This is a genomic window from Chitinophagales bacterium (assembly GCA_019694975.1).
In the GTDB taxonomy this organism is placed as follows: domain Bacteria; phylum Bacteroidota; class Bacteroidia; order Chitinophagales; family UBA10324; genus JACCZZ01.
In genome coordinates this window covers 262,274-283,136 of sequence record JAIBAY010000006.1, presented here as the reverse complement: position 1 = coordinate 283,136, position 20,863 = coordinate 262,274, and the positions used below count along the sequence as shown (strand labels likewise).

General features: G+C 47.0%; 17 protein-coding genes. 5 read left to right on the top strand and 12 right to left on the bottom strand.

From position 1 onward, the window contains the following. Nucleotides 1-183: 183 nt before the first annotated feature. Complete coding sequence (dxs, locus tag K1X61_12815) at nt 184-2,106, bottom strand: 1-deoxy-D-xylulose-5-phosphate synthase (protein MBX7109525.1); 1,923 nt, start codon at nt 2,104-2,106, stop codon at nt 184-186. Between the two features lie 210 nt (nt 2,107-2,316). Here dxs and K1X61_12810 point away from each other — a divergent pair, with 210 nt between their 5' ends. After that, nucleotides 2,317-3,069, top strand: coding sequence for a segregation/condensation protein A (locus K1X61_12810; protein ID MBX7109524.1), 753 nt, complete (start codon nt 2,317-2,319; stop codon nt 3,067-3,069). A gap of 46 nt (nt 3,070-3,115) precedes the next feature. On the opposite strand, the gene kbl is transcribed toward K1X61_12810, so the two are convergent. Beyond that, nucleotides 3,116-4,300, bottom strand: a complete 1,185-nt coding sequence (gene kbl / locus K1X61_12805) for a glycine C-acetyltransferase (protein MBX7109523.1) — start codon at nt 4,298-4,300, stop codon at nt 3,116-3,118. A gap of 104 nt (nt 4,301-4,404) precedes the next feature. Then, complete coding sequence (thpR, locus tag K1X61_12800; GenBank protein MBX7109522.1) at nt 4,405-5,019, bottom strand: RNA 2',3'-cyclic phosphodiesterase; 615 nt, start codon at nt 5,017-5,019, stop codon at nt 4,405-4,407. Between the two features lie 216 nt (nt 5,020-5,235). Here thpR and K1X61_12795 point away from each other — a divergent pair, with 216 nt between their 5' ends. Both K1X61_12795 and K1X61_12790 read left to right on the top strand, forming a co-directional pair. Next, nucleotides 5,236-6,903, top strand: coding sequence for a T9SS type A sorting domain-containing protein (locus tag K1X61_12795; GenBank protein MBX7109521.1), 1,668 nt, complete (start codon nt 5,236-5,238; stop codon nt 6,901-6,903). 71 nt (nt 6,904-6,974) lie between these two features. Beyond that, a complete protein-coding gene (locus K1X61_12790) occupies nt 6,975-8,429 on the top strand; it encodes a hypothetical protein (GenBank protein MBX7109520.1) in 1,455 nt (484 codons plus the stop codon). A 130-nt stretch (nt 8,430-8,559) separates the two neighbouring features. On the opposite strand, the gene K1X61_12785 is transcribed toward K1X61_12790, so the two are convergent. The 4 genes from K1X61_12785 to trmB form a co-directional block, all read right to left on the bottom strand. Next, the gene (locus K1X61_12785) at nt 8,560-9,768 is read right to left on the bottom strand and encodes a glycosyltransferase (GenBank protein MBX7109519.1); all 1,209 of its coding nucleotides are present in this window, start codon (nt 9,766-9,768) and stop codon (nt 8,560-8,562) included. 81 nt (nt 9,769-9,849) lie between these two features. Further along, complete coding sequence (gene asnB, locus K1X61_12780) at nt 9,850-11,739, bottom strand: asparagine synthase (glutamine-hydrolyzing) (protein ID MBX7109518.1); 1,890 nt, start codon at nt 11,737-11,739, stop codon at nt 9,850-9,852. Between the two features lie 57 nt (nt 11,740-11,796). Continuing rightward, on the bottom strand, nt 11,797-12,216 hold the full coding sequence (locus K1X61_12775) for an MGMT family protein (protein MBX7109517.1): 420 nt from the start codon (nt 12,214-12,216) through the stop codon (nt 11,797-11,799). Beyond that, a complete protein-coding gene (gene trmB, locus K1X61_12770; protein MBX7109516.1) occupies nt 12,173-12,820 on the bottom strand; it encodes a tRNA (guanosine(46)-N7)-methyltransferase TrmB in 648 nt (215 codons plus the stop codon). The genes K1X61_12775 and trmB overlap by 44 nt, the downstream gene beginning before the upstream one ends. Before the next feature lie 402 nt (nt 12,821-13,222). Here trmB and K1X61_12765 point away from each other — a divergent pair, with 402 nt between their 5' ends. Further along, complete coding sequence (locus K1X61_12765) at nt 13,223-14,314, top strand: molybdopterin-dependent oxidoreductase (GenBank protein MBX7109515.1); 1,092 nt, start codon at nt 13,223-13,225, stop codon at nt 14,312-14,314. A gap of 219 nt (nt 14,315-14,533) precedes the next feature. On the opposite strand, the gene K1X61_12760 is transcribed toward K1X61_12765, so the two are convergent. After that, on the bottom strand, nt 14,534-15,397 hold the full coding sequence (locus K1X61_12760) for a sulfurtransferase (GenBank protein MBX7109514.1): 864 nt from the start codon (nt 15,395-15,397) through the stop codon (nt 14,534-14,536). 67 nt (nt 15,398-15,464) lie between these two features. Between K1X61_12760 and K1X61_12755 the strand changes: the two genes are divergently transcribed. Further along, entirely contained in the window at nt 15,465-15,989 is a 525-nt protein-coding gene (locus K1X61_12755) for a DinB family protein (protein MBX7109513.1), read from the top strand. Between the two features lie 51 nt (nt 15,990-16,040). Here the strand turns inward: K1X61_12755 and K1X61_12750 are convergent, their stop codons facing one another. From K1X61_12750 to K1X61_12735, 4 genes are read right to left on the bottom strand one after another with little or no spacing between them, the layout of a single operon-like run. Beyond that, nucleotides 16,041-17,342: a retroviral-like aspartic protease family protein gene (locus K1X61_12750; GenBank protein MBX7109512.1), complete on the bottom strand. Its 1,302-nt coding sequence runs from the start codon at nt 17,340-17,342 to the stop codon at nt 16,041-16,043. Then, complete coding sequence (locus tag K1X61_12745; GenBank protein ID MBX7109511.1) at nt 17,335-17,778, bottom strand: hypothetical protein; 444 nt, start codon at nt 17,776-17,778, stop codon at nt 17,335-17,337. Before K1X61_12745 ends, K1X61_12750 begins: the two co-directional genes overlap by 8 nt. Nucleotides 17,779-17,835: 57 nt before the next feature. Further along, on the bottom strand, nt 17,836-19,233 hold the full coding sequence (locus K1X61_12740) for an MFS transporter (GenBank protein ID MBX7109510.1): 1,398 nt from the start codon (nt 19,231-19,233) through the stop codon (nt 17,836-17,838). 49 nt (nt 19,234-19,282) lie between these two features. Next, on the bottom strand, nt 19,283-20,659 hold the full coding sequence (locus K1X61_12735) for a hypothetical protein (GenBank protein ID MBX7109509.1): 1,377 nt from the start codon (nt 20,657-20,659) through the stop codon (nt 19,283-19,285). Nucleotides 20,660-20,863 lie beyond the last annotated feature (204 nt).

Below are 20,863 nucleotides of genomic sequence, written 5' to 3'. Positions count from 1 at the left end.
ATACATTTGTAGTGCAAATTTTACTGCCCCAAATTTGATCACTTCGTGACTTATTTGGGGCTTTTTCTTTGCACACTATACTGTGAAATACTTACTCAGATTGAGTTCTACATTTTCGGGAATACCCGGCAGTATGCCGGTGACATTAAAGTTCAGGTGCTTCGCTGCAGCTTGTTGTCCTTATCATTTCACTTTAATGAAAACCTTTTCCTTCACCATCTCTCTCACCGCCTCAACAATACCGTCTGCATCAAAACCACAGAGATGATGCAACTCCTTCAATGATCCATGTTCAATAAACTTATCTGGAATGCCTAACCGTTTTACCGCTGCGGAATAGTGATGCTCCTGCATGAATTCAAGCACGGCACTGCCGAATCCGCCCTGCACGGCGCCGTCTTCCACCGTAATGATCTTTTTGAATTTCTTAAAAACCTCATGGAGAAGTTCTTCATCCAATGGTTTCACAAAACGCATGTCATAATGTGCCGGGAAAATTTCATCCAGCCTGAGTTCATTACACGCTTCCACCGCAAAGTTTCCCGGATGGCCAATACTTAATATGCAGACTTCCTGTCCATCGCAGATCATGCGGCCTTTCCCAATCTCCAGTGCAGTAAATGGTTTTCTCCAGTTTGCCATGACACCTTCTCCTCTCGGATAGCGGATTGAAAACGGCCCGTTGTTTTTTTCTAATTGTGCAGTGTACATCAGGTTGCGCAACTCTTCTTCATTCATCGGCGCACTCACTACCATATTTGGAATGATACGCATATAGGCAAGATCAAAACTTCCCTGGTGTGTTACGCCGTCTTCGCCCACTAAACCTCCGCGATCGAGACAAAAAACCACGTGCAGCTTCTGAATCGCCACATCATGGATCACCTGGTCGTAACCGCGCTGCAGAAAGGTGCTGTACACATTGCAAAACGGAACAAGGCCCTGCGTAGCCAGCCCTGCCGCGAAAGTGACTGCATGCTGTTCCGCAATACCCACATCAAAAGCACGGTCAGGCATCTCTTTCATCATGATGTTGAGCGATGAACCGGAAGGCATTGCCGGCGTGATGCCCATGATCTTTGAATTTTCCTTTGCCAGCTCTACGATGGTTTGGCCAAATACATCCTGGTACTTCGGAGGCAGCGGCTTCTCAGGTATTTTCTTGAAAATTTCACCTGTCGCCTTGTCAAATAAACCCGGCGCATGCCACTTGGTCTGATCCTGTTCGGCGAGGTAATACCCTTTGCCTTTGGTGGTGATGCAATGCAGCAATTTAGGGCCGGGAATATGTTTGAGATCTTCGAGAATTTCGGTTAGCCGGTTTACATTATGCCCGTCTACCGGGCCGAAGTAACGTATGTTCAGTGCCTCAAAAATGTTGCTGCTTTTAGAAATGGCGCTCTTCAGGCTTGCTTCAATCTTAGAAAGCTGCTGCTGTGCTGCTTTGCCGCCGAGCTTTCCGAATAAGTTCCAGATCTCATCCCTGGTTTTATTGTAGGTGTGCGAGGTGGTGATGTCGGTGAGGTATTCTTTCAGTGCACCTACATTCGGATCAATGCTCATGCAATTGTCATTCAGGATGATCAGCAGGTTGGAGTCGGAAACGCCTGCATGATTCAATCCTTCAAAAGCCAGCCCGGCCGTCATTGCGCCATCGCCAATCACCACGATGTGTTGCCGGTCCCTCTCTCCCTTGTATTTGCTGGCAACTGCCATGCCCACTCCGGCAGAGATGGAAGTGGATGAATGGCCGACACCAAACGTATCATATTCACTCTCGGCACGCGCAGGGAATCCGGCTATGCCTTTGTATTTCCTGTTCGTCTGAAACCGTTTCCTTCTGCCCGTGAGTATCTTATGGCCATATGCCTGGTGGCCTACATCCCAAATGAGCTGATCGTAAGGTGTATTGAAGACATAATGAATGGCTACTGTCATCTCCACTACGCCAAGACTGGCACCGAAATGACCGCCATAGACGGAAACGCTGTCGATGATGTATTGCCGCAACTCCTGCGACACCTGGTACAATTTTTCTTTTCCGAGTTTCCGGAGATCGGAGGGATAATTAATTTCGGATAACAGTTCGCCTGCCTGAATTTCCATTCAATGTGAATAAATGAGTGGGTAAAATTAATGATTACTTCCTTTAAATCAGCCTTTTTTCGCCTCAACAGCCTGATTCGCAACGATTCAGGATCCGTGTTGCGTTTGTGGTCTTCAGGATGACACCGGAACAACGGTTGTGGATATTTAGACGCCCTTTCAATCATCTGCCTAACAACGGAAAGCTAATTTTGTTTTTCATTTTTTAAGATGACAGAAGCACCAACAACATACGAAATAAAACTGCCCCAGTTTGAAGGTCCCTTCGACCTGTTGCTTTTTTTTATTGAGCGCGATGAACTGGATATCTATAATATTCCGATTGCGCGCATTACCCAGGATTTCCTCGATTACATTCATAAGCTGAGTGTGATGAATATTGAGCTGGCCAGCGAATTTATCGTGGTGGCCGCAACGCTTATGCGTATCAAGGCGAAAATGCTGCTGCCCAGAAAAGAGGTGGATGAAAAAGGACAGGAGATTGACCCGAGGCTGGAGCTGGTGCAGCAACTGCTGGAATACAAACGTTATAAGGAAGTGCTGGATGACCTGCGCTTGCTGGAAGATGAACGCAGCAAGCAATACGAACGCGGCAACGTGGTGAGTGAACTCAAAGCGGTATCGGAAACCTGGACGGGTGAAGCGGAACTGCACACACTCACGCTTTTCAAATTGCTGAAGGCTTTTGAAAGAGTGATGCGCAGGATGGAAGAAGAGAAGAACAAGCCAGTTCATAAAATTATTTCTTTTCCCTATACCATCGAAGGCCAGAAAGAATATGTGGCAAAACTGATGGAAACGGAACATGATATCCCGTTTGCCCGTGTGTTTGAAGTTTGCACCAACCGCATTCATGCCATCTTCACCTTTCTTGCACTGCTGGAAATGAGTCAGCAGAAATTAATTCAGATTCAATCCGGAATGGGATTCAATAATTTCTGGATCAACAAGGCAGCGGCTTAGGCATTACATCCTCCTCACATTACAACTTCCGGAAGCTTTTTTTCAATTACTGAATCACTCCTAGTTCCTTCCCTACCTTGGTGAATGCGGCAATAGCCTTATCAAGATGCTGCGTGTCATGCGCTGCTGAAAGCTGCACGCGGATGCGGGCATTGCCTTTCGCCACCACGGGATAGAAAAATCCAATCACATAGATTCCTTCTTCCAAAATCCGGGTGGCGAATTTTTGCGCCAGCACCGCATCATATAACATGATGGGAACAATCGGATGTTCACCGGGCTTGATATCAAAACCTGCTGCCGTAATTTTTGTCCTGAAATACTTCGTATTGAATTCGAGCTTGTCACGTAACTCCGTGGTTTCACTCAGCATATCAAGCACAGCAATGGAAGCGCCGGTGATGGAAGGTGCAAGCGTATTGGAAAACAGGTATGGGCGGGAGCGCTGCCGCAGCAACTCCACCACTTCTTTGCGGCCGGATGTAAAACCACCGGAAGCACCGCCTAAAGCTTTTCCCAAAGTACCGGTAATGATATCAATCTTTCCGATCACGCCGCGGTGTTCATGCGTGCCGCGTCCGGTTTTACCCATGAAACCCGATGCATGACATTCATCAATCATGATCATGGCCTGGTACTTTTCTGCCAGTGCAACTATTTTATCCAGTTGTGCAATGGTGCCATCCATACTGAAAACGCCGTCGGTGATGATGATCCGGCTCCGTGCACCGGCTGCTTTTTGCAGTTGCTCTTCCAGGTCAGCCATGTCGTTATGCTTGTAGCGGAAGCGTTGCGCCTTGCAAAGGCGAACGCCGTCAATAATGGAGGCATGATTCAGTTCATCGCTGATGAGTGCATCTTCCTCATTAAACAATGGCTCAAACACACCACCATTGGCATCAAAGGCGGCAGCGTATAAAATGGTGTCTTCGGTGCCAAGGAAGGCGGAGATTTTCTGCTCCAGCGTTTTATGAATATCCTGTGTGCCGCATATGAAGCGCACACTCGACATGCCGTAACCATGGGTGTCAATGGCATCTTCAGCTGCCCTGATAACCTTGGGATGTGAGCTTAGACCAAGATAATTGTTGGCGCAGAAGTTCAACACTTTTTTTCCATTAACGGTGATCTCTGCTCCCTGCGGTGAAGTGATGATGCGCTCTTGCTTGTATAGACCTGCAGACCGGATGTCGTCGATCTCCTTTTGCAGTCGTGACTGTATGCTGTACATAGGAAAAATTTGATTGGTTAATAATTCGTGAACGGTCGTGATGCGGAGTCGTTGTCAGGCCCGCAACAACGTGGTGAAGATAGTATTTCAGTTGTTTAACAGGCTCACTTTCCCAGTTTCCATTGGCTGATTACCTCATAAACAGATCCCGTTTGCTGCAGGTGCGACTGCCATAATTCAATGGAATCAACATGGATGGAAAATGGTTTCATGGCGGGAAGATCAAAGGGCAACTGATGCAACTGCCGGATACGTGCCAGGGTGATATGCGGCGTTTGTTCCCGGCGCTCCGGAGCAGAAAAAATTCTGCAGATGGACACCGACAAATCAGTGAATGAAGAATGTTCCTTAAAGACTGCCCACAACATAGCTGGTTTTTTGTTTTTATACAGCAAGCGCAGATTTTCAAATTCGAGATTGAAAGCGGTTTTCGATTGGCAAAGAACCGGTACCAGTGAGTCAAAGGTATGGAGCACCTCCTCGGTTACTTCACCCGCGAAATAAACAGTGATGTGCAACTGTTCTTGCGGAACCCATCGAACACCATAAACATGTCTTCCTATAAAAGGCTTCAGCAAAGCTGTGCTGATAGCTTCAGGTATTGGGATGGTGAAAAAAATACGTTTCAAAGAGTCTTGCAATTGGAGCAGTATAAAGGTAAAGTAGTTGAAGTTTTTTGATTGTCGCTCTGAAAAATACCAATGTTTGGTTTGAATCATGATAAGGAAGTGCAGTGTCCGTATTGTTGACATTATGCCATTTTAACCCGGATTTTTCATTTGCGATATCCCGCTTCACTACGACATAGAACCGCGAAATGCCGGAATAAGCACTATGCATATGGTCATAACCGGAAATCAACCATTCTTCAAATTGTGAAATTTTGTAACTATTTTTCAAAACTCATCTGTACAGTAAAACACCCATACAGCCGATTGAAAAAATATCTCCTGCTTCTTCTATTTTCACTTTCTACAACTGCCTTTGCACAGCAATGGACGCTCATGAATACCGGTGTGACCAACCTATTACGTTCTGTGTTCTTCATCAATTCCAACGTCGGATGGATTTGCACTGAACCTGTTTCTCCCGACAATTCCCTGATTCTAAGAACAACGGATGGAGGAACCACATGGTCCATCTACAACACCGGCACCTTTGCCGCTATGCGTGGGGTTCATTTTACAGATGCCAACCATGGCATCGTATGCGGCTTTAATGGTACCATCCTGAAATCAACAGACGGAGGCGCTTCATGGAATGGTGTTTTCAGCGGTTCCACTCAGGCGCTGCGCTCGCTTGATTTTCCATCCGCCGATACAGGCTTCGTATGCGGAGGAGGTGGAACGATGTTGAAGACCACAGATGGCGGCACATCCTGGTCAACACTTGGCACGGGTATAACAACCGATCTCATTCAGGTTCGTTTTTCCAATAACAACGTAGGATACGCCGTAGCGAGTAACAGCTCTTTTGCGGAAGGCGCGGTAATAAAAACAACAGACGGAGGTAATACTTGGAGCACCGTTTATACCAATGCCAGTAGCGGCCTTCTGGCGCTTGCCATTGGTAACGAAGACACGGTATATGCCGGTGGCAAGGGCGAAAACATTTTCAAGACAACAGATGGCGGTGTTAGCTGGAACCAGGTTTATAGCGGCATCTCCACTTATACACTCCGCGATGGCTTCCTGTCAACAGATAATAGCTGTCGTTTTATTTCCTATAATATTCTCGCTACTGACAATGGTGGGGCAAGCTGGAGTTACGATGCAACAGCCAACGGGCAGCTTTATGGCATTCATTTTCCCAATTATTATACAGGCTACGCAGTAGGCACCGCCGGCATTCTGTACAAATACACAGCGCCATGCCCGGACTTAAGTGCAATTGGTGCTGTGACTGGAACAACTTCAGCATGCGAAGGCGATACACTGAATTATACAATTCCTGTTATTGCTGATGCCGCTTATTATGAATGGACGCTTCCTTCCGGTTCTATCTTTTTATCAGGACAAGGAACTAACACTATAAAAGTAAAAGCCGGTGACCTGTCCGGAACAGTTTCTGTAAAAGCATACAACGGCTGTGACACCACTTCGGTCAGTCAAATCATCGTAACGCTGCACCTTTTGCCTCCGGTGCCTGCCATTACGTTTAACGGAGTTACTCTGTTTTCCGATGCTGGAACAGGCAATCAATGGTACCTTGAAAATACGGCTATACCAGGCGCAACAAACCCGTCATATAATCCGGTGCAGAACGGAACATATTATGTGATGGTTACAAACAATTTTGGTTGCTCCATACATTCCAATTCTCTTGATATTATTGCATTAGACATCGAAAATTCAGTCGCGCCGGATACTTGGGATATTTTCCCTAATCCTGTCAATGATATTTGTACGGTTGTGTTCTCAAAAACCATTGCGGCAAACATGACACTGACTTCTATAGAAGGCAAAATGCTGCAAGTTATTCCACTAAACCATCAACAGTCAGTTGTAATAATTTTATCGGGATTGAAGTATGGCATGTACACCATTCAATTAACTGACAGGAATGGAAATATGACTGGCCTTAAAAAGTTAGTCGTTCAATAATTTCCGAATGCAACAACAGCACCGGTGAAAATAATTTTGACGGAGCTGCAAACAAAAGACAGGTATTACCCATGAAAAAAACACTCCTCCTCCTCAACCTCATCAGCAGCACCTGCTGCTTGCTGGCACAGTCGCCCTTAAACTGGACAAGTCCTGTTGTGGTGAATTCAGGAGCCGGCACCGACTGGCCGCGTATTGCTCTGGTGCATGACACACCGGTGGTAGCCTGGGGTGATTTCATTTCAGGGAAAATTTTCTGCAGCAGATGGACGGCAGGCAGCTTCAGTCCGGCCATACAACTAACGCCCGCCGGCGTGGAAGCAACTGTGTTTTCACTCACCGGCCCCGACCTGAAAGCGGCGGGTGATACCGTGTTTGTTACCTACGTCAGAGCAGATGCCACGCATGCATACCTGCATCGTTCATTTGACCAGGGGCTGACTTTCAGCGACACCATACGCATTGACAATATCGGGAATAACTATCTTCAATATGCAAGTGTCGGCACCGTACAGGAGGGCAACCCGGTGGTAACATTCGCGAAGCTGGATGTCAATTCATCCAACCCGCAATATGTGTTTACCAGGTCAGACAATGGAGGCAGTACCTTTTCCGCCGATAATCCGGTAACGGCTGCGCTGGGAGCCGATCCCTGCGACTGCTGCCCGGGCAGCATCGTTTGCAATGGCGATGAAATAGCCATCATCTACCGCAATGCCATCAACAACATCCGCGATATGCGCGCGGCCATCTCACATGATGGCGGACTGACATTCGCGCTGGGCAACATCGACAATAACAACTGGGTACTTGAAAGTTGCCCTTCAAGTGGCGGCGAAGCGGTAATCAGCGGCGACACACTGATCAGCGTTTTCATGAATGGTGTGAACGGAAACAAATGTTATGTTTCCACATTGAATACTGTGACGCTGCAACAGGGTTTTGAAAAACCGCTCTTTAACCTGCAGGGCGCAGCCTCGCAAAACCATCCCGCCATTGTTGCCAGCGGTGATACGATAGCAGTTGTTTGGGAGCAGATTATCAACGGCCATCGTAATATCATGTTCACGTATTCACTCACCGGCCCTTCCGGCCTGGGAACGGTGGTGGATACCATCAGCAATGTGCTGACTGATGGTTTCCATACCAATCCGGATGTGGCGTATAACAACGGTACTTTTTACGTAGTGTTTGCTGATGAAGGTAAGGAACAGATATACCTGATGAAAGGCATCCTGTATGAAGTCAGCGGCATTCAAAATACATCGGCAACCTTGTCTTCGCTGCATATTACCGGCAACGTGCAGGGAAACGTGCTCAAGATCAAGAGCAATCGCACTATAACCGGAGATTGCCGTATTGCGCTTTATAATTCCAATGGTTCGTTGTGCATGCAAAGCAAGTTGCATGGATTAAATACAGAACAGTCGCTGCCGGCTGATGACAGCTGGACCGACGGAATATACCTGCTTACTGTTACTGCAAAAGATTTTACTGCTTCCGGCAGTATGCTGATTGCCCGGTAACCATCCTGCTGAATATGCAACAATAACAGCCGACAAAAAAATAATTCCTGCCGCGAAAACGGAAACTGTAACGCAATGCAACTTTATGTCATGCATACCTAAGGCATTGCAAGCCATAAAGCGAAATGCCTCATTTACGATGACGATGACTTTTTTCGTCAAGCATCAGGCGATACAGCGTCGCCATTTCTTCCATCAGCCGTTTGTAATGAAAGCGGGCCGTCACCGCGGCGGAATCATAGCCCGTCATTTTTTTTCGCAGTAAATCATCTTCTATCAGCAGCAACAGGTTTTCCGTAAATGCCTGTTGATCGCTGGTGGCTGTTACAAGCGCGTTTTTTCCGGGTACGACAATATCCGTGATGCCGCCGGCATCTGTGGTAACAATCGGTTTGCCTGCTGCCTGTGCTTCAATCAGGCTCACCGGCGTGCCTTCATTCAGTGAAGTGAGTGCGACGATGTCAGCACCGGCATATACTTCCTCCACCTCCCTGATCCATGACGTAAAGGTGAGCAGGGCACTTCGCGGATGGCTGTGAAAGTCGGTAAAGTCAAGCTGCAGTGAAGAAGCTTTTGCTTCAATAGCATTCCGCTCTTCTCCGTCTCCTACAATGAAGGCTCTTATTTTTTTTGATGTCCTGCCCTGTACCGACTGGAGAGCTCTCAGGAACAACGCATGATTTTTTACCGGCACGAGCCGCCCTATTATTACAATCACTATTTCATCCTCAGCTACCAGGTAATACTCCCTGAATTTCTTACGTGCCTCCGTTAAGCCGGATGAAAATTTCTGAAGATCAAAACCCAGCGGTATGACCACTGCTTTTTCCGGCGGGCAAATCCTGTACGCAGTGGTGAGTTCCTCCTTTTGTTTATCGCTGATACAAATAATGCGGGTACTTTTTTTAGCGAGATACCTTTCGATGGCGATGAACATTTGTGTTTGCCAGGCCGGAAAATAGGAATGAAAAACATGGCCATGAAAAGTGTGCACAATTACTGGTACATCACATGCAGCAGCTGCCAGGCGGCCCAGTGTGCCTGCCTTGGCGGCATGTGTATGAACGATGTCGGGCTGATAAGCACGGATTAATTTTTTTAACCGGTTATAGGCAAGCCTGTCTTTCAGGGGATGAATTTCGCGGTACATTTCAGGAATATAAACGGGCTTTAATCCCATTTCATCCGTGATGAAGGCAGCGCTCTCTTCGGTTTCGTCGATCATACCGGCAACGAGCATGGTGTCAAACTCAGGCGCAAGAAACCTGGAGAGATAGGCAACATTCAAGGTGGGGCCTCCAAGGTTAAGGCGATTGATAATGCGGAGGATCCTGGGCATTGCAGAAAAAAATAATCGGTCGTTCGTTTGCCCGAAACCGGACGGAACAAAAGTAATTTTCTTTTCAAGATCACTTTGGGATCATGACATGTACTGCTTCCACCAATGCTGAAAAACAATCAATGCCCAGATGCGTGCGGCGCTGTCGCCGGGATTTTTGGAGAACAGCCGGTGTTTCAGTTTGCTGACAACATCATAGTCAAACACCTGTTGCGACATTATGAAATCCTTTGCGCAATAGTCATTCTCTATCTGAGACCGCAATTCGGTGGTTAAGAATCCGTGCAACGGTATCTCAAATCCGCGCTTTGGCCGGTGGTATAATGCAGCCGGCAACATTTTCCTGAACGTATCATTTACAATCATCTTCCTGTAACGCTTATTCACCTTGCACTCGGCCGGCAAGCTGCATGCAAACGCTGCTACACGGTAATCCAAAAAAGGAGTACGCACTTCGAGTCCGTTCGCCATCGACATGGCATCCACTTTATAAAGCATATCGTTTGGAAGCACTAGTTCCATATCATTCAGCAGCACTTCATTCATATCATCACTTGCCTGCACATGGCGGGTGAGATTGTTTTTACGGCTCCGCCACATTGATTCATCATTGCCATGCAATAACAGGGCTTTCGTTTCTTCATCGCCGGCAAGTGAACACCATCTCCAGTAGCGGTCCTGCCGGCTCATGTGCATGCCTTCGGCGAAACGCTGCAACTGCCGCATGCGATTCATGGTGGTGCTGTTACGGCTGGAAGCAAAATGTTTCAGTAATGGATAGAGGGCAGCGACGGCGCGTTCCGGAAATCCTGCATGGCGTGCACGGTATTCGGCAGTGTGCTTCATATATCCGCCAAATAATTCATCCGCTCCATCGCCGGAGAGTGCAACCTTCACTTCCTGCCGCGTCAGCTTGCTCAGGATAAATACCGGCAGTGCGGATGAGTCGGCAAAGGGCTCATCGATATAATTCAACACATCATACAATGATTCATACAGCTGAGCACGGGTAACACTGAATACCGTATGATCCGTATTAAAATGCCGGGCTACTGCTTTGGCATAGTTTGTCTCATCAAAAAAGCCGTCTTCATGATAACCGATTGAAAAAGTTTTCAGCTTATCCGTATGCCTGGCAGCCAAACCACAGATCACTGAAGAGTCCAGCCCGCCGGAAAGAAAAGCACCCAGCGGAACATCGCTGATCAGCCTGATGCGAACCGCATCCTCCAGCAATTCAAACAGTTCCTGTTGCTTTGCCGTATAATCGGTTGGGGCAGGCGTGTTGTTTACCGCAGCGGGCAATGAATAGTAAGCATGCAACGAAGTTTGCAGACCGTTCCACCAGAGGTAATGGCCGGCTTGCAGTTTCTTCACCCCTGCAAAAATGGTATCGGGCGCTGGAATGTAATTCAGCTGCAGATACTCCTGCAGGGAAACCGCATCAATCACCCGCTTCAAGGGAAACTGCAGCAGGGCTTTCATTTCCGAAGCAAACAACAGGCAGTTTTCATCTTCATAATACAGCAGTGGTTTAACGCCAAAACGGTCACGTGCCACAAAACAGGTTTTCTCTTTACTGTCAAAAACCGCAAAAGCAAAAAACCCATTCAGCATGGGAAGCATCTCTTTCCCATGCATCATATAAAGGCGCAACAATACTTCGGTATCTGATTGCGTGTGAAATTTTTCTCCTTTTGCCGCGAGCTGCTTCTTTAAGTCACGGTAGTTAAATATCTCGCCGTTGTAAATGATGGTAAACCTTCCGGATTCATCAGACATAGGCTGGCCGGCCGTTTCAGCGAGGTCAATGACGGAGAGCCGGCAATGACCAAAGGCAACCGTTTCTTTCACAAAAAAATGCTGCGCATCGGGGCCGCGCTGATGCAAAACGCCTGCAGCGGCGTGTATATATTGCATCCATTGCCTGCCCGTATCATTTTTTGCAATCAGTCCGGTCAACCCGCACATAAACAGTAATTGATGGAAGAATTTTTAAGTAAGCTGACAGCATGCTTATCACTGTCCTTATTTTGATTTCACAGCGCTCTTTTTTGCAATATTTCTTTTTTTAAGTTCAACAGCAGGATTCCAGAACAACTTCCTGAAGTCTTTAACCTTATCTTCTGCAACCAAGACGCCTTCTGCTTCCAGCAGTTCCTCCATTAATCCGGGCGTTGCAAAATGATGCTTGCCCGTGAGTAATCCATTCCTGTTCACCACCCTGTGTGCAGGCACCGGAGGGTAGGCGAGATGGCAACTGTTCATGGCCCAGCCGACCATTCTTGCTGAAAGGCCGGTGCCGAGATAATCCGCGATGGCGCCGTAGCTTGTTACCCTTCCGCGCGGAATCTTCCTGGCAACAACATACACTTTATCAAAAAATGATTCCTTCTTCATGGCATCAGGTGTTGAATGAAAACCGAATGTACTTAATCGTTTTGCCATTTGCGAGGTGTTGCTTTTCGTAAAATGTTTTCACGGAAAGTATTTCATCCGGCAAACCGGAAGCATACAGATCTTCGGTATGAAATAATATGCTGCAATCATGTTTGCGCAATGAGCCAAGGCTGAATTCATACAACAGCTGATCATCGGTTTTCAGGTGGAGGATGCCGCCGGGCTGCAGTATCTGCCGGTAACGGTTTAGAAATACGCCGGAGGTAAGTCGTTTACGTGCCTTGCTGTTTTCATGGTAAGGATCAGGAAAGGTGATCCATATTTCCGACACTTCACCTTGTTCAAAATAATCGGTGATATGATCGATGTAGGTACGCAAAAATGCAACGCTGTGGATATTTTCTTCCAGTGCCGTTTTCGCGCCGCGCCATATTCTTGCTCCTTTGATATCTATGCCGATAAAATTTTTTGAAGGAAACCGCCTGGCAAGTGCAATGGTATATTCTCCCTTGCCACAGGCAAGTTCTAAAGTAATGGGCGCCTGATTGCCAAAAACACTTTCATGCCATTTGCCTTTCAGTTCCTTGCGTAACTGGAAGACGTTGGAGAAGGATTCCATTTCTTTTAAACGGATGCGCTTTTTCTTGGCCATTGCTGATGCACGCTACCTGCTGTGAATTTGCTGAATGCGGCAAAGATAACTGATGCAAGTACCATTCATGCCATCAACCGATATATGCATGAATGATCCGGAATCCGGCCAAGGCCCGGCTATCGGGCAAAGCGACAGGGCGCTGCATGATCAGCATTCGGAATGGAATGCTTAACGGAAAAACATTTCCCGAAACATCATGGTTATAACCGTTGCAGTTGCCAACATCAAATACCTCCTTATGGGACATGATGCCTTCGTACTATTTCCTGAACCGTACAAGAATTACGTTAAAGTTTTTTTTCACAATCAATATGATTCGTGTGCATTAAGAAATTTTGTTGCAACATGAAATTCCTTTTTCATGGATTTTCTCAAAGACTTCTATTTTTGAGCATGACTATGATGAAGAAACATACTGATTTCCTGGTGCATACCACATCACCCTTAAATGCAGAACCCTTACCGGCCGCCTTACGCGAACATTTTATCACACCTTCCGGATTATTCTATATCCGTAACCATGGAGAAATTCCGGCAATTGATCCGGGAACGTTTCAGTTGCACGTAAACGGCATGGTGAAAAAGGAGCTCCTGCTGTCACTGGAGATGATCAAAAAAGATTTTGCCAGGCATACGGTAATGGTCACGCTGCAATGTGCCGGCAACCGGCGTGATCAGTTGATAGAGGTGGCGCCGATTCCGGGTGAAGTACCCTGGCAGTCAGGCGCTATCGGCAATGAAGTGTGGAGCGGTGCACGTCTGAGCGATGTGCTGCAAACCGCGGGCCTAATAGACGGAGCGGAGTATGTTGAATTTATGGGAGCAGATGATGTCTATCGTAAAAATGAAAATGTAGGCTTCGGCGGATCCATCCCGCTGGAAAAGGCGCTGAGCGCTGATGTGTTGCTCGCTTATGAAATGAATGGTGAACCGCTTGCTCCAACACATGGATTTCCTTTGAGGACGATTGTTCCGGGTTATATCGGCGCAAGAAGTGTTAAATGGTTGTCCCGTATCATGGTGCAGCAACATCCTTCTGCCAATTATTTTCAGTCGCATGCATACCGGCTTTTCCCCGCTCATATCAATGGCGAAAACGTGGACTGGAATGCGGGGCTGCAGCTTAGTGAGCTGAGCGTGAACTGCGTGATTACATCGCCGCAGAGCGGTGAAATGGTAAACGGAGATCCATTGCTGCTGAAAGGATACGCCATGAGTGGCGGCGGCAGAAAAATATCCCGCGTAGATGTTTCCACGGATGGCGGAAAATCATGGATCACCGCCACAATAACGCAGGGCGGGCAACGGTGGGCATGGACGTTTTGGGAAGCGTTAGTACAACTAAATTCAGCCGGCACGCATGAAATTATAGCGCGAGCCATGGATGAGGCCTGCAATTCACAACCGGAAGATGCGCGACAGGTCTGGAATTTCAAAGGTTACATGAACAATGCCTGGCACCGGATAAAGTTAAATACCGCGGGCAACTGAACTATTGATGCGCAGCTGCAGCTGCAAAATGGTACTTACTACTTTACAACAGCTTATTGCCGGCGATAAGGTCAGGCAGATTTATACAGGAGCAATCTCAAAATACCTCGTGTCATCCTGTCCCGATTGATCGTCATCAGCATCTCTTCCATTCATTGACAGATGCTGAAATAAATCCGGCATGACCGCATTGATTGCCTGTTTTGAGACTGTTAGTAGTTATTGCTCTCCTTTTGCCACGGGCAAATCATTACGCGACCATTCACTCCACGATCCGACATAAAGATTTGCACCCGTGATTCCTGCCGCATCAAGTGCCAGTAATGTATGACAGGCAGTAACTCCTGAACCGCAATGGACGATCACCTTTTCCGGATGACGATCACCAATTACTGATTTGTAAAGCGCACCGAGTTTTTCCGGAGAAATAAATTTTCCATCAGCAGATAGATTTTCCAGGTAGGGAACATTTACAGCATTGGGAATATGTCCTGCTACCAGGTCAATCGGTTCACTTTCCCCGCGATACCTGAATGCTTCCCTCACATCAATAATGAGGTAATCTGAATCTTGTGTTGCACCCGATACTTCAGGCAGCGAAACCAGAGGCCATTGCCATGTATTAACCGGATAATCAGCTGTTCCTGCTGTTGTTTTTATTTCAGTTGAAACTGCAATGCCGGCTGCCAGGGCGGCTTGCCATCCACCGTCAAGCACGCGCACATCCTCATGGCCGGCTGCTCTCATCATCCACCAGAAACGCGCGGCTGCATTTGCTCCGCCTTTATCGTCATACACCACCACAGAGGAGGCGGGTTGTATACCGAGCCTGCCAAGCAATGCGGAGAAGCTGTTAATTGCCGGCAACGGGTGACGGCCGCCTTGTGCCGCATGCAACGGCTTAGCGGCAAGATCGTCATCAAGATCAACATGCAAGGCTCCCTGTATGTGCTGCAATGCAAACAGTTGCAATGCATCCTTACCACTGCGGGCATCAATGACGATGAGGCCTTGTGTGGTTAACTTGTCTTTCAGCTCTTCCGCGCTGATCAGCGGACTTGTTTTGGGTGGCATGGTTTCCATCTGACAATGTAGTTTTTTAATATAAAAAATAATACGCGAACTTACCGGCAAAGTTTTAACAATCCTTATGAACAGAGAAGTTTTGCAACAAAAGCTTAAATCCAATCATCAGTCATTTATTGATCATATTCTTTCGCTGGATGAAGCGGCATATAATTTTTCAATGGAAGGAAAATGGAATGCAGGCCAGGTACTTGATCACCTGCAACGGGCTGTTTCTACGCTGAGCCTGGCATTACTGCTGCCCAAACAGGTGTTCGGTTTATTATTCGGCAAAGCCAACCGGCCGTCAAAAGATTATGAAGGACTTGTAGCGAAGTACCGGCAAAAGTTATCTGAAGGTGGCAAAGCACATGGAAGATACCTGCCGGCAATCGTTCCATTCCATAAAAGAAATGACAGCGCTGCTGCACTACAGAAATCCGTGATCGCCGTTTGCAAACGACTGAATGCCTTTAATGAAACGCAGCTGGATACTTATATTCTTCCACATCCGCTGATGGGAAAAATTACCATGCGGGAGATGATGTACTTTACTATTTATCATGCTGAACATCACCTGCGGATTTTGCAGCATAGTGCCAACAACTAAGGGATTGCTTTGATCGGTTGATGCGATAATCTGCAACTTTCCCGCACAGCATCATTGCTGCACGGTGAAAAAGCCCTTTCTGATATTAAAACGGACAGACTTATCTTCAAATTCCTGCATGCCGATTAAACCATCGCAGGTAAACAGGCAATTGGGTTCATGCGGATACCACACCACCTTCTCCAGTTGCAGTGTGGTAGTCTCCACTTTCAACGTCATCAAAGGAATTTCATACGATGTCAGTCGTTTCATGCCACCGGCTGAACCCATCATTATCTCCTTTTTTTTGGCACCTGCGGCAGATGCCCTGGCAAGGTATGGTTGATACACTGCACTACTTCCGGCTCCGGTGTCGATTGTAAAAAGACAGGAGTCGCCCGCTCCGTCGGTACAGCTGATCAGCGGGTCACCCATCCAGAAGAAATTGCGTTGCTGATCAGCGGCAGCACCTGCAGCATCCAGGTAAATCCTGTCTGTTCGATTATTGATAGTGACATCGAACTCCTGCAAGAAATTCCAGCCGATCAGCCCGTCAATTTTCATCAGCGGTATGCCCAGTATCCTCCATTCAAGATCCTTTTTGTTCAGGATGATGCAGGGATGATAATATACTTTCAGATTATTTATTTCAAATGAGTCAATCATTCCCGGATCAAGTTCAACCGCTTTACCGGTGCCGGCAATGGCTATTGCATCATTGGCCATCATCATCTTAACATTGCATTGCTCTGCGACAGCAGAACTCAGCACCGTCATTCCCGCACCGGTGTCAAGCCAGAAGCGGTAACTGTGCCCATTGATCCTGACTTTGACACGCGGCGTGCCCGAAACAGATGGTTTAAATGGAATATGTTCCGGTTGCCTGAGAGAGATCACTTCCGCGGGCTGCCCCGAACAGAAACGGGCTATGGATAACACGGTGGTGTCTTCACCGGTCCGACTTACATGCGTGGCATAAGCATCGACAATGCCGGTCCAGTTTTTTTCAAAAAGGTACAAGTTGATCAGTGCATCAAACAGCCCGCCGGTATCATTGCTGATGGCAGGCAGCCGCTGTTCCAGTAAGGCAATTGCTTCATCATAATATCCATCCTGCAGCTGCCGTTGAAGATTTTTACGCAGATCAGGTAGCTTATCCTGAGCAAATACTGCCTGGCTGCAGAACAGTAATCCAACTATCCCAAACCATATTCCCCTTGCAGCTTTGATATTATGTGTGATGCTATGGTCAAAATCAGACGACTGATTACAAAGTCGTTGAAAGAACGGCAGGATAACTATTGAATGAAATAGAAGGATGAACCTGTTTCGCCGCATGAAACTTCCTGTAGTCAGTTGCCAACAGTTACTCATGAAAGATGATCAGGCCATAGTGACAGCCCGTCTCACCATAAGCAAACTTATACGCTTTCACCACAATCTTATACATGCCCGAATTAACCGGCTTAACCTTTACGATAGCAACACCTGAGGCATCTTCATCTTTTGTGATAAGCGACCAGGTGTCATCCACATCCTTGTAAACCTGTATGTCGATGTCTTCCAGCCGGTAGTCGCCAAAAGCACAAATGCCATAGGTCCAGCCTTCATACAAATACCGGTATGTTTCTTTTTCATCTTTCAGAATGTCAAACTCCATTCTTACAATTTCATTCCCTGCTCCTTCCACTTTGTCGATGTAATCAACGGCATCCGTTAAAATGGGGATCATGGTTCTTCCGTCATCTTTTTGCGCGAATGCAAATTCAACGGTAATGAAAGACAATAGCAGCAAACATGCTTTTTTCATACTGTTTGATTTTTTCTTCATTTAAATGAATGGCAAAGCAACTGCAGCATTATTCCGCTAATGTCCGCCGCCCTGCACAGCAACTTCACTTCCCGCTTCTGCGGAAACATCTTTCACAAATGGCACAGCGAGGCTGCCGAGCATCATGATGCATCCGGCCAGCACCAGTATGTAGATGGCTTGTTCATCAAAGAAATTTTTCAGGATCAGGCCGCCGAAAAGTCCGCTGATGATTTGCGGGATCACAACAGTAAGATTAAAGATGCCCATGTAAATACCCATTCGTTTGGCCGGTAATGAGCCGGAAAGGATAGCATAGGGCAGGGAAAGAATGGCTGCCCAGGCAAAGCCGATGCCCACCATGGAAACCAGGAGTAAATACTGATTGTGAAACATGAATATGGAGAGATAAGCAAGGCCTCCTAAAAACAGGGCTGCTGCATAAACGGCTTTCCTGCTCGACAGGCGGATGAAATATGGAATGGCCATGGAGAAAAAGGCGGCAAATAAACTGTAAGCGGCAAAGCAGATTCCCACCCAGTTACCTGCTTCATTATAGGCTTCGGAGCTTGAATCACCGATCGGCGTATTCCAGTAATGCTGTGCGATGGCAGGCGTTGAATACACCCACATCAGAAACAAAGGAAACCAGGAAAACAACTGCACGAGGGCAAGCTGTTTCATCGTCTTCGGTACTTTAGCCAGCAGACTGAAAAAGCCTTCCTTCTGTGTTTTTTCCGTTTCATCAATGTTGTTGTATTGCCTGAATTCACTCGGCGGATATTCCTTTGTTCTGAATACTGTTACCAAAACACTTAACAGCAAAATAGAACCGCCGATATAGAAGGACCAGATCACTGACAACGGCACCTCTCCTTGACCGGTCTTATTGCTGGCACCGAATGCAGTGAGCACAAACGGTAATGCCGAACCAATCACAGCGCCGATATTTATCAGCAGACTTTGCACGGAATAGCCAAGGTTACGTTGTTTCTCCGGTGTCATGTCGGCTACCAAAGCCCTGAACGGCTGAAACGTTACATTAAATGACCCGTCCATCAGGGCCAGCATCACTGCGCCGAAAATCAAAGCACCAACGCTGCCGACCTGGATAATATAAGGCGCATTAGGCATTAAAAACATTGCGAGCATGGAAACGAGCGCACCGGCTAAAATAAAAGGCGATCGCCTGCCAAGCCTCGTCCAGGTCTTATCACTTGCCGCGCCTACCAGCGGCTGCACGAGCAAACCCATCGTTGGAGCCACCAGCCAGAACAGCGATAAGGAATGAAGATCCGCTCCCAGGTTGGAAAGTATCCTGCTTGCATTTGCATTCTGCAGCGCGAAGCCAAACTGCACACCTAAGAATCCGAAACTCACATTCCAGATTTGCCAAAAGGTCAATTGTGGTTTTCCCGCATGCTCCTGACTCCTGTTAACTTGGTTATCCGCCATAACAATTATTTCGTTTGCTGTTTGAGAGGGTTGCTTAACCTGATCTTATTTATTTCGCCGGTATTGCTTTCAGCACCTTGTATTCGAAAGGTGCGAATTTTATTTTATCTGAAACGCTCCACGACTCACCGGTAAATGCATTGTTAAACTGCCGGCCGCTCAGCTCTTTTGGCATTGCCACAGCTGCTTCTTTATTGCGCACATTCACCATCACCACCATCATCGAGTCATTCATGGAACGTGTATACACGAGGATATCTTTACTTTCCGTGGCAATGTATTGCACACTTCCCACCTTCAGTATATCACTGGTTTTATACAAGTGAATAACATCCTTATAGAATTGCCGGAGATCGCCATTGGCCGTCCAGTCGATATTGTATTTCTCAAACAGGTTGATGCGCGTACCATAACCTACTTCCTGCCCGTTGTACAGCAGCGGAACACCGGGCAGCATCACCAGTGCAACAAAAGCGGCTTTTGCTCCTTCAGCCGACTGAAATTTAACTGCCGGCACATTGTCCCAACTGTTTTCATCATGGTTATCAGAGAAGCGGATAGGTCTGTAGCTGGATGGATAGCCGCTTTTCTCCTTTGCCAATATTGTATCAACGGCACTGACAGGCCGTTTGCCATTCCATACTTGTTTAATTGCCGAATACATCTGCCATCCGTAAGTCATATCAAATCCGCTGTCATACAACTTTGGATCATCTCCTTCCGCAAGCATCATCACCGGCCGGCTTTTGCGCAGTTCTCCAATGCATTCTTTCCACCAGTCAAACGGCACTTCTCCGGCCACATCACAACGATAACCATCAATATTGAAACTGTCAATCCAGTATTTCATAGATCTGATCATCTCTTGCCGCAAGGCAGGGTTGTCGTAATTCAGATCTGCCACATCAGTCCAGTCCGGCACCGGCGGAATCATCTTACCGGTGGAATCCTTAGTGTACCAGTCGGGATGATCTTTCACCCATGCATTGTCCCAGGCGGTATGATTAGCCACTTCATCTATTATGATGAAGAGTCCTTTCGCATGCACCGAATCCACGAGTCGTTTAAAATCCGCTTTGGTTCCGTAATCCGGATTGACAGCATAGTAATCGCTGATGGAATAAGGGGATCCGTACGTTCCCTTTTTTTCAATTTGCCCGATTGGCTGAATAGGCATGAGCCAGATGGTATTGATGCCAAGGTCTTTCAGTTCATCCAGTCTCGCCGTTACGGCATTGATGGTTCCTTCATTCGAGAAATTGTGAATGAAAAGTTCATACATCACTATATCGCTCACTGCGGGAATTGCAGGAATAACCTTTTCCGGCGCGGTATTTTTTTCCACGTTGCTTTTGCATGAAAAGAGTACGATGGAAAACATGCACAGTGCACAGATGGAGAAAATATTGACTGGTTTTGATTTCATTCAGCGGAATTTTTTGGTACAGTATGCAAAAGAGCTTTGCATCTCACAAGATGCAAATTTTCGATGATTTGGATGCTGCAGGGCAAGAATGATATTTTTCGGGAAGAGGGATCAGCCATTACATTACATTGCACGATGCGGTAATTAAAACCCTTATCTATCCTTCACACCTGCTGCACCCAGGTTAACCTGTCATTGTTTCCA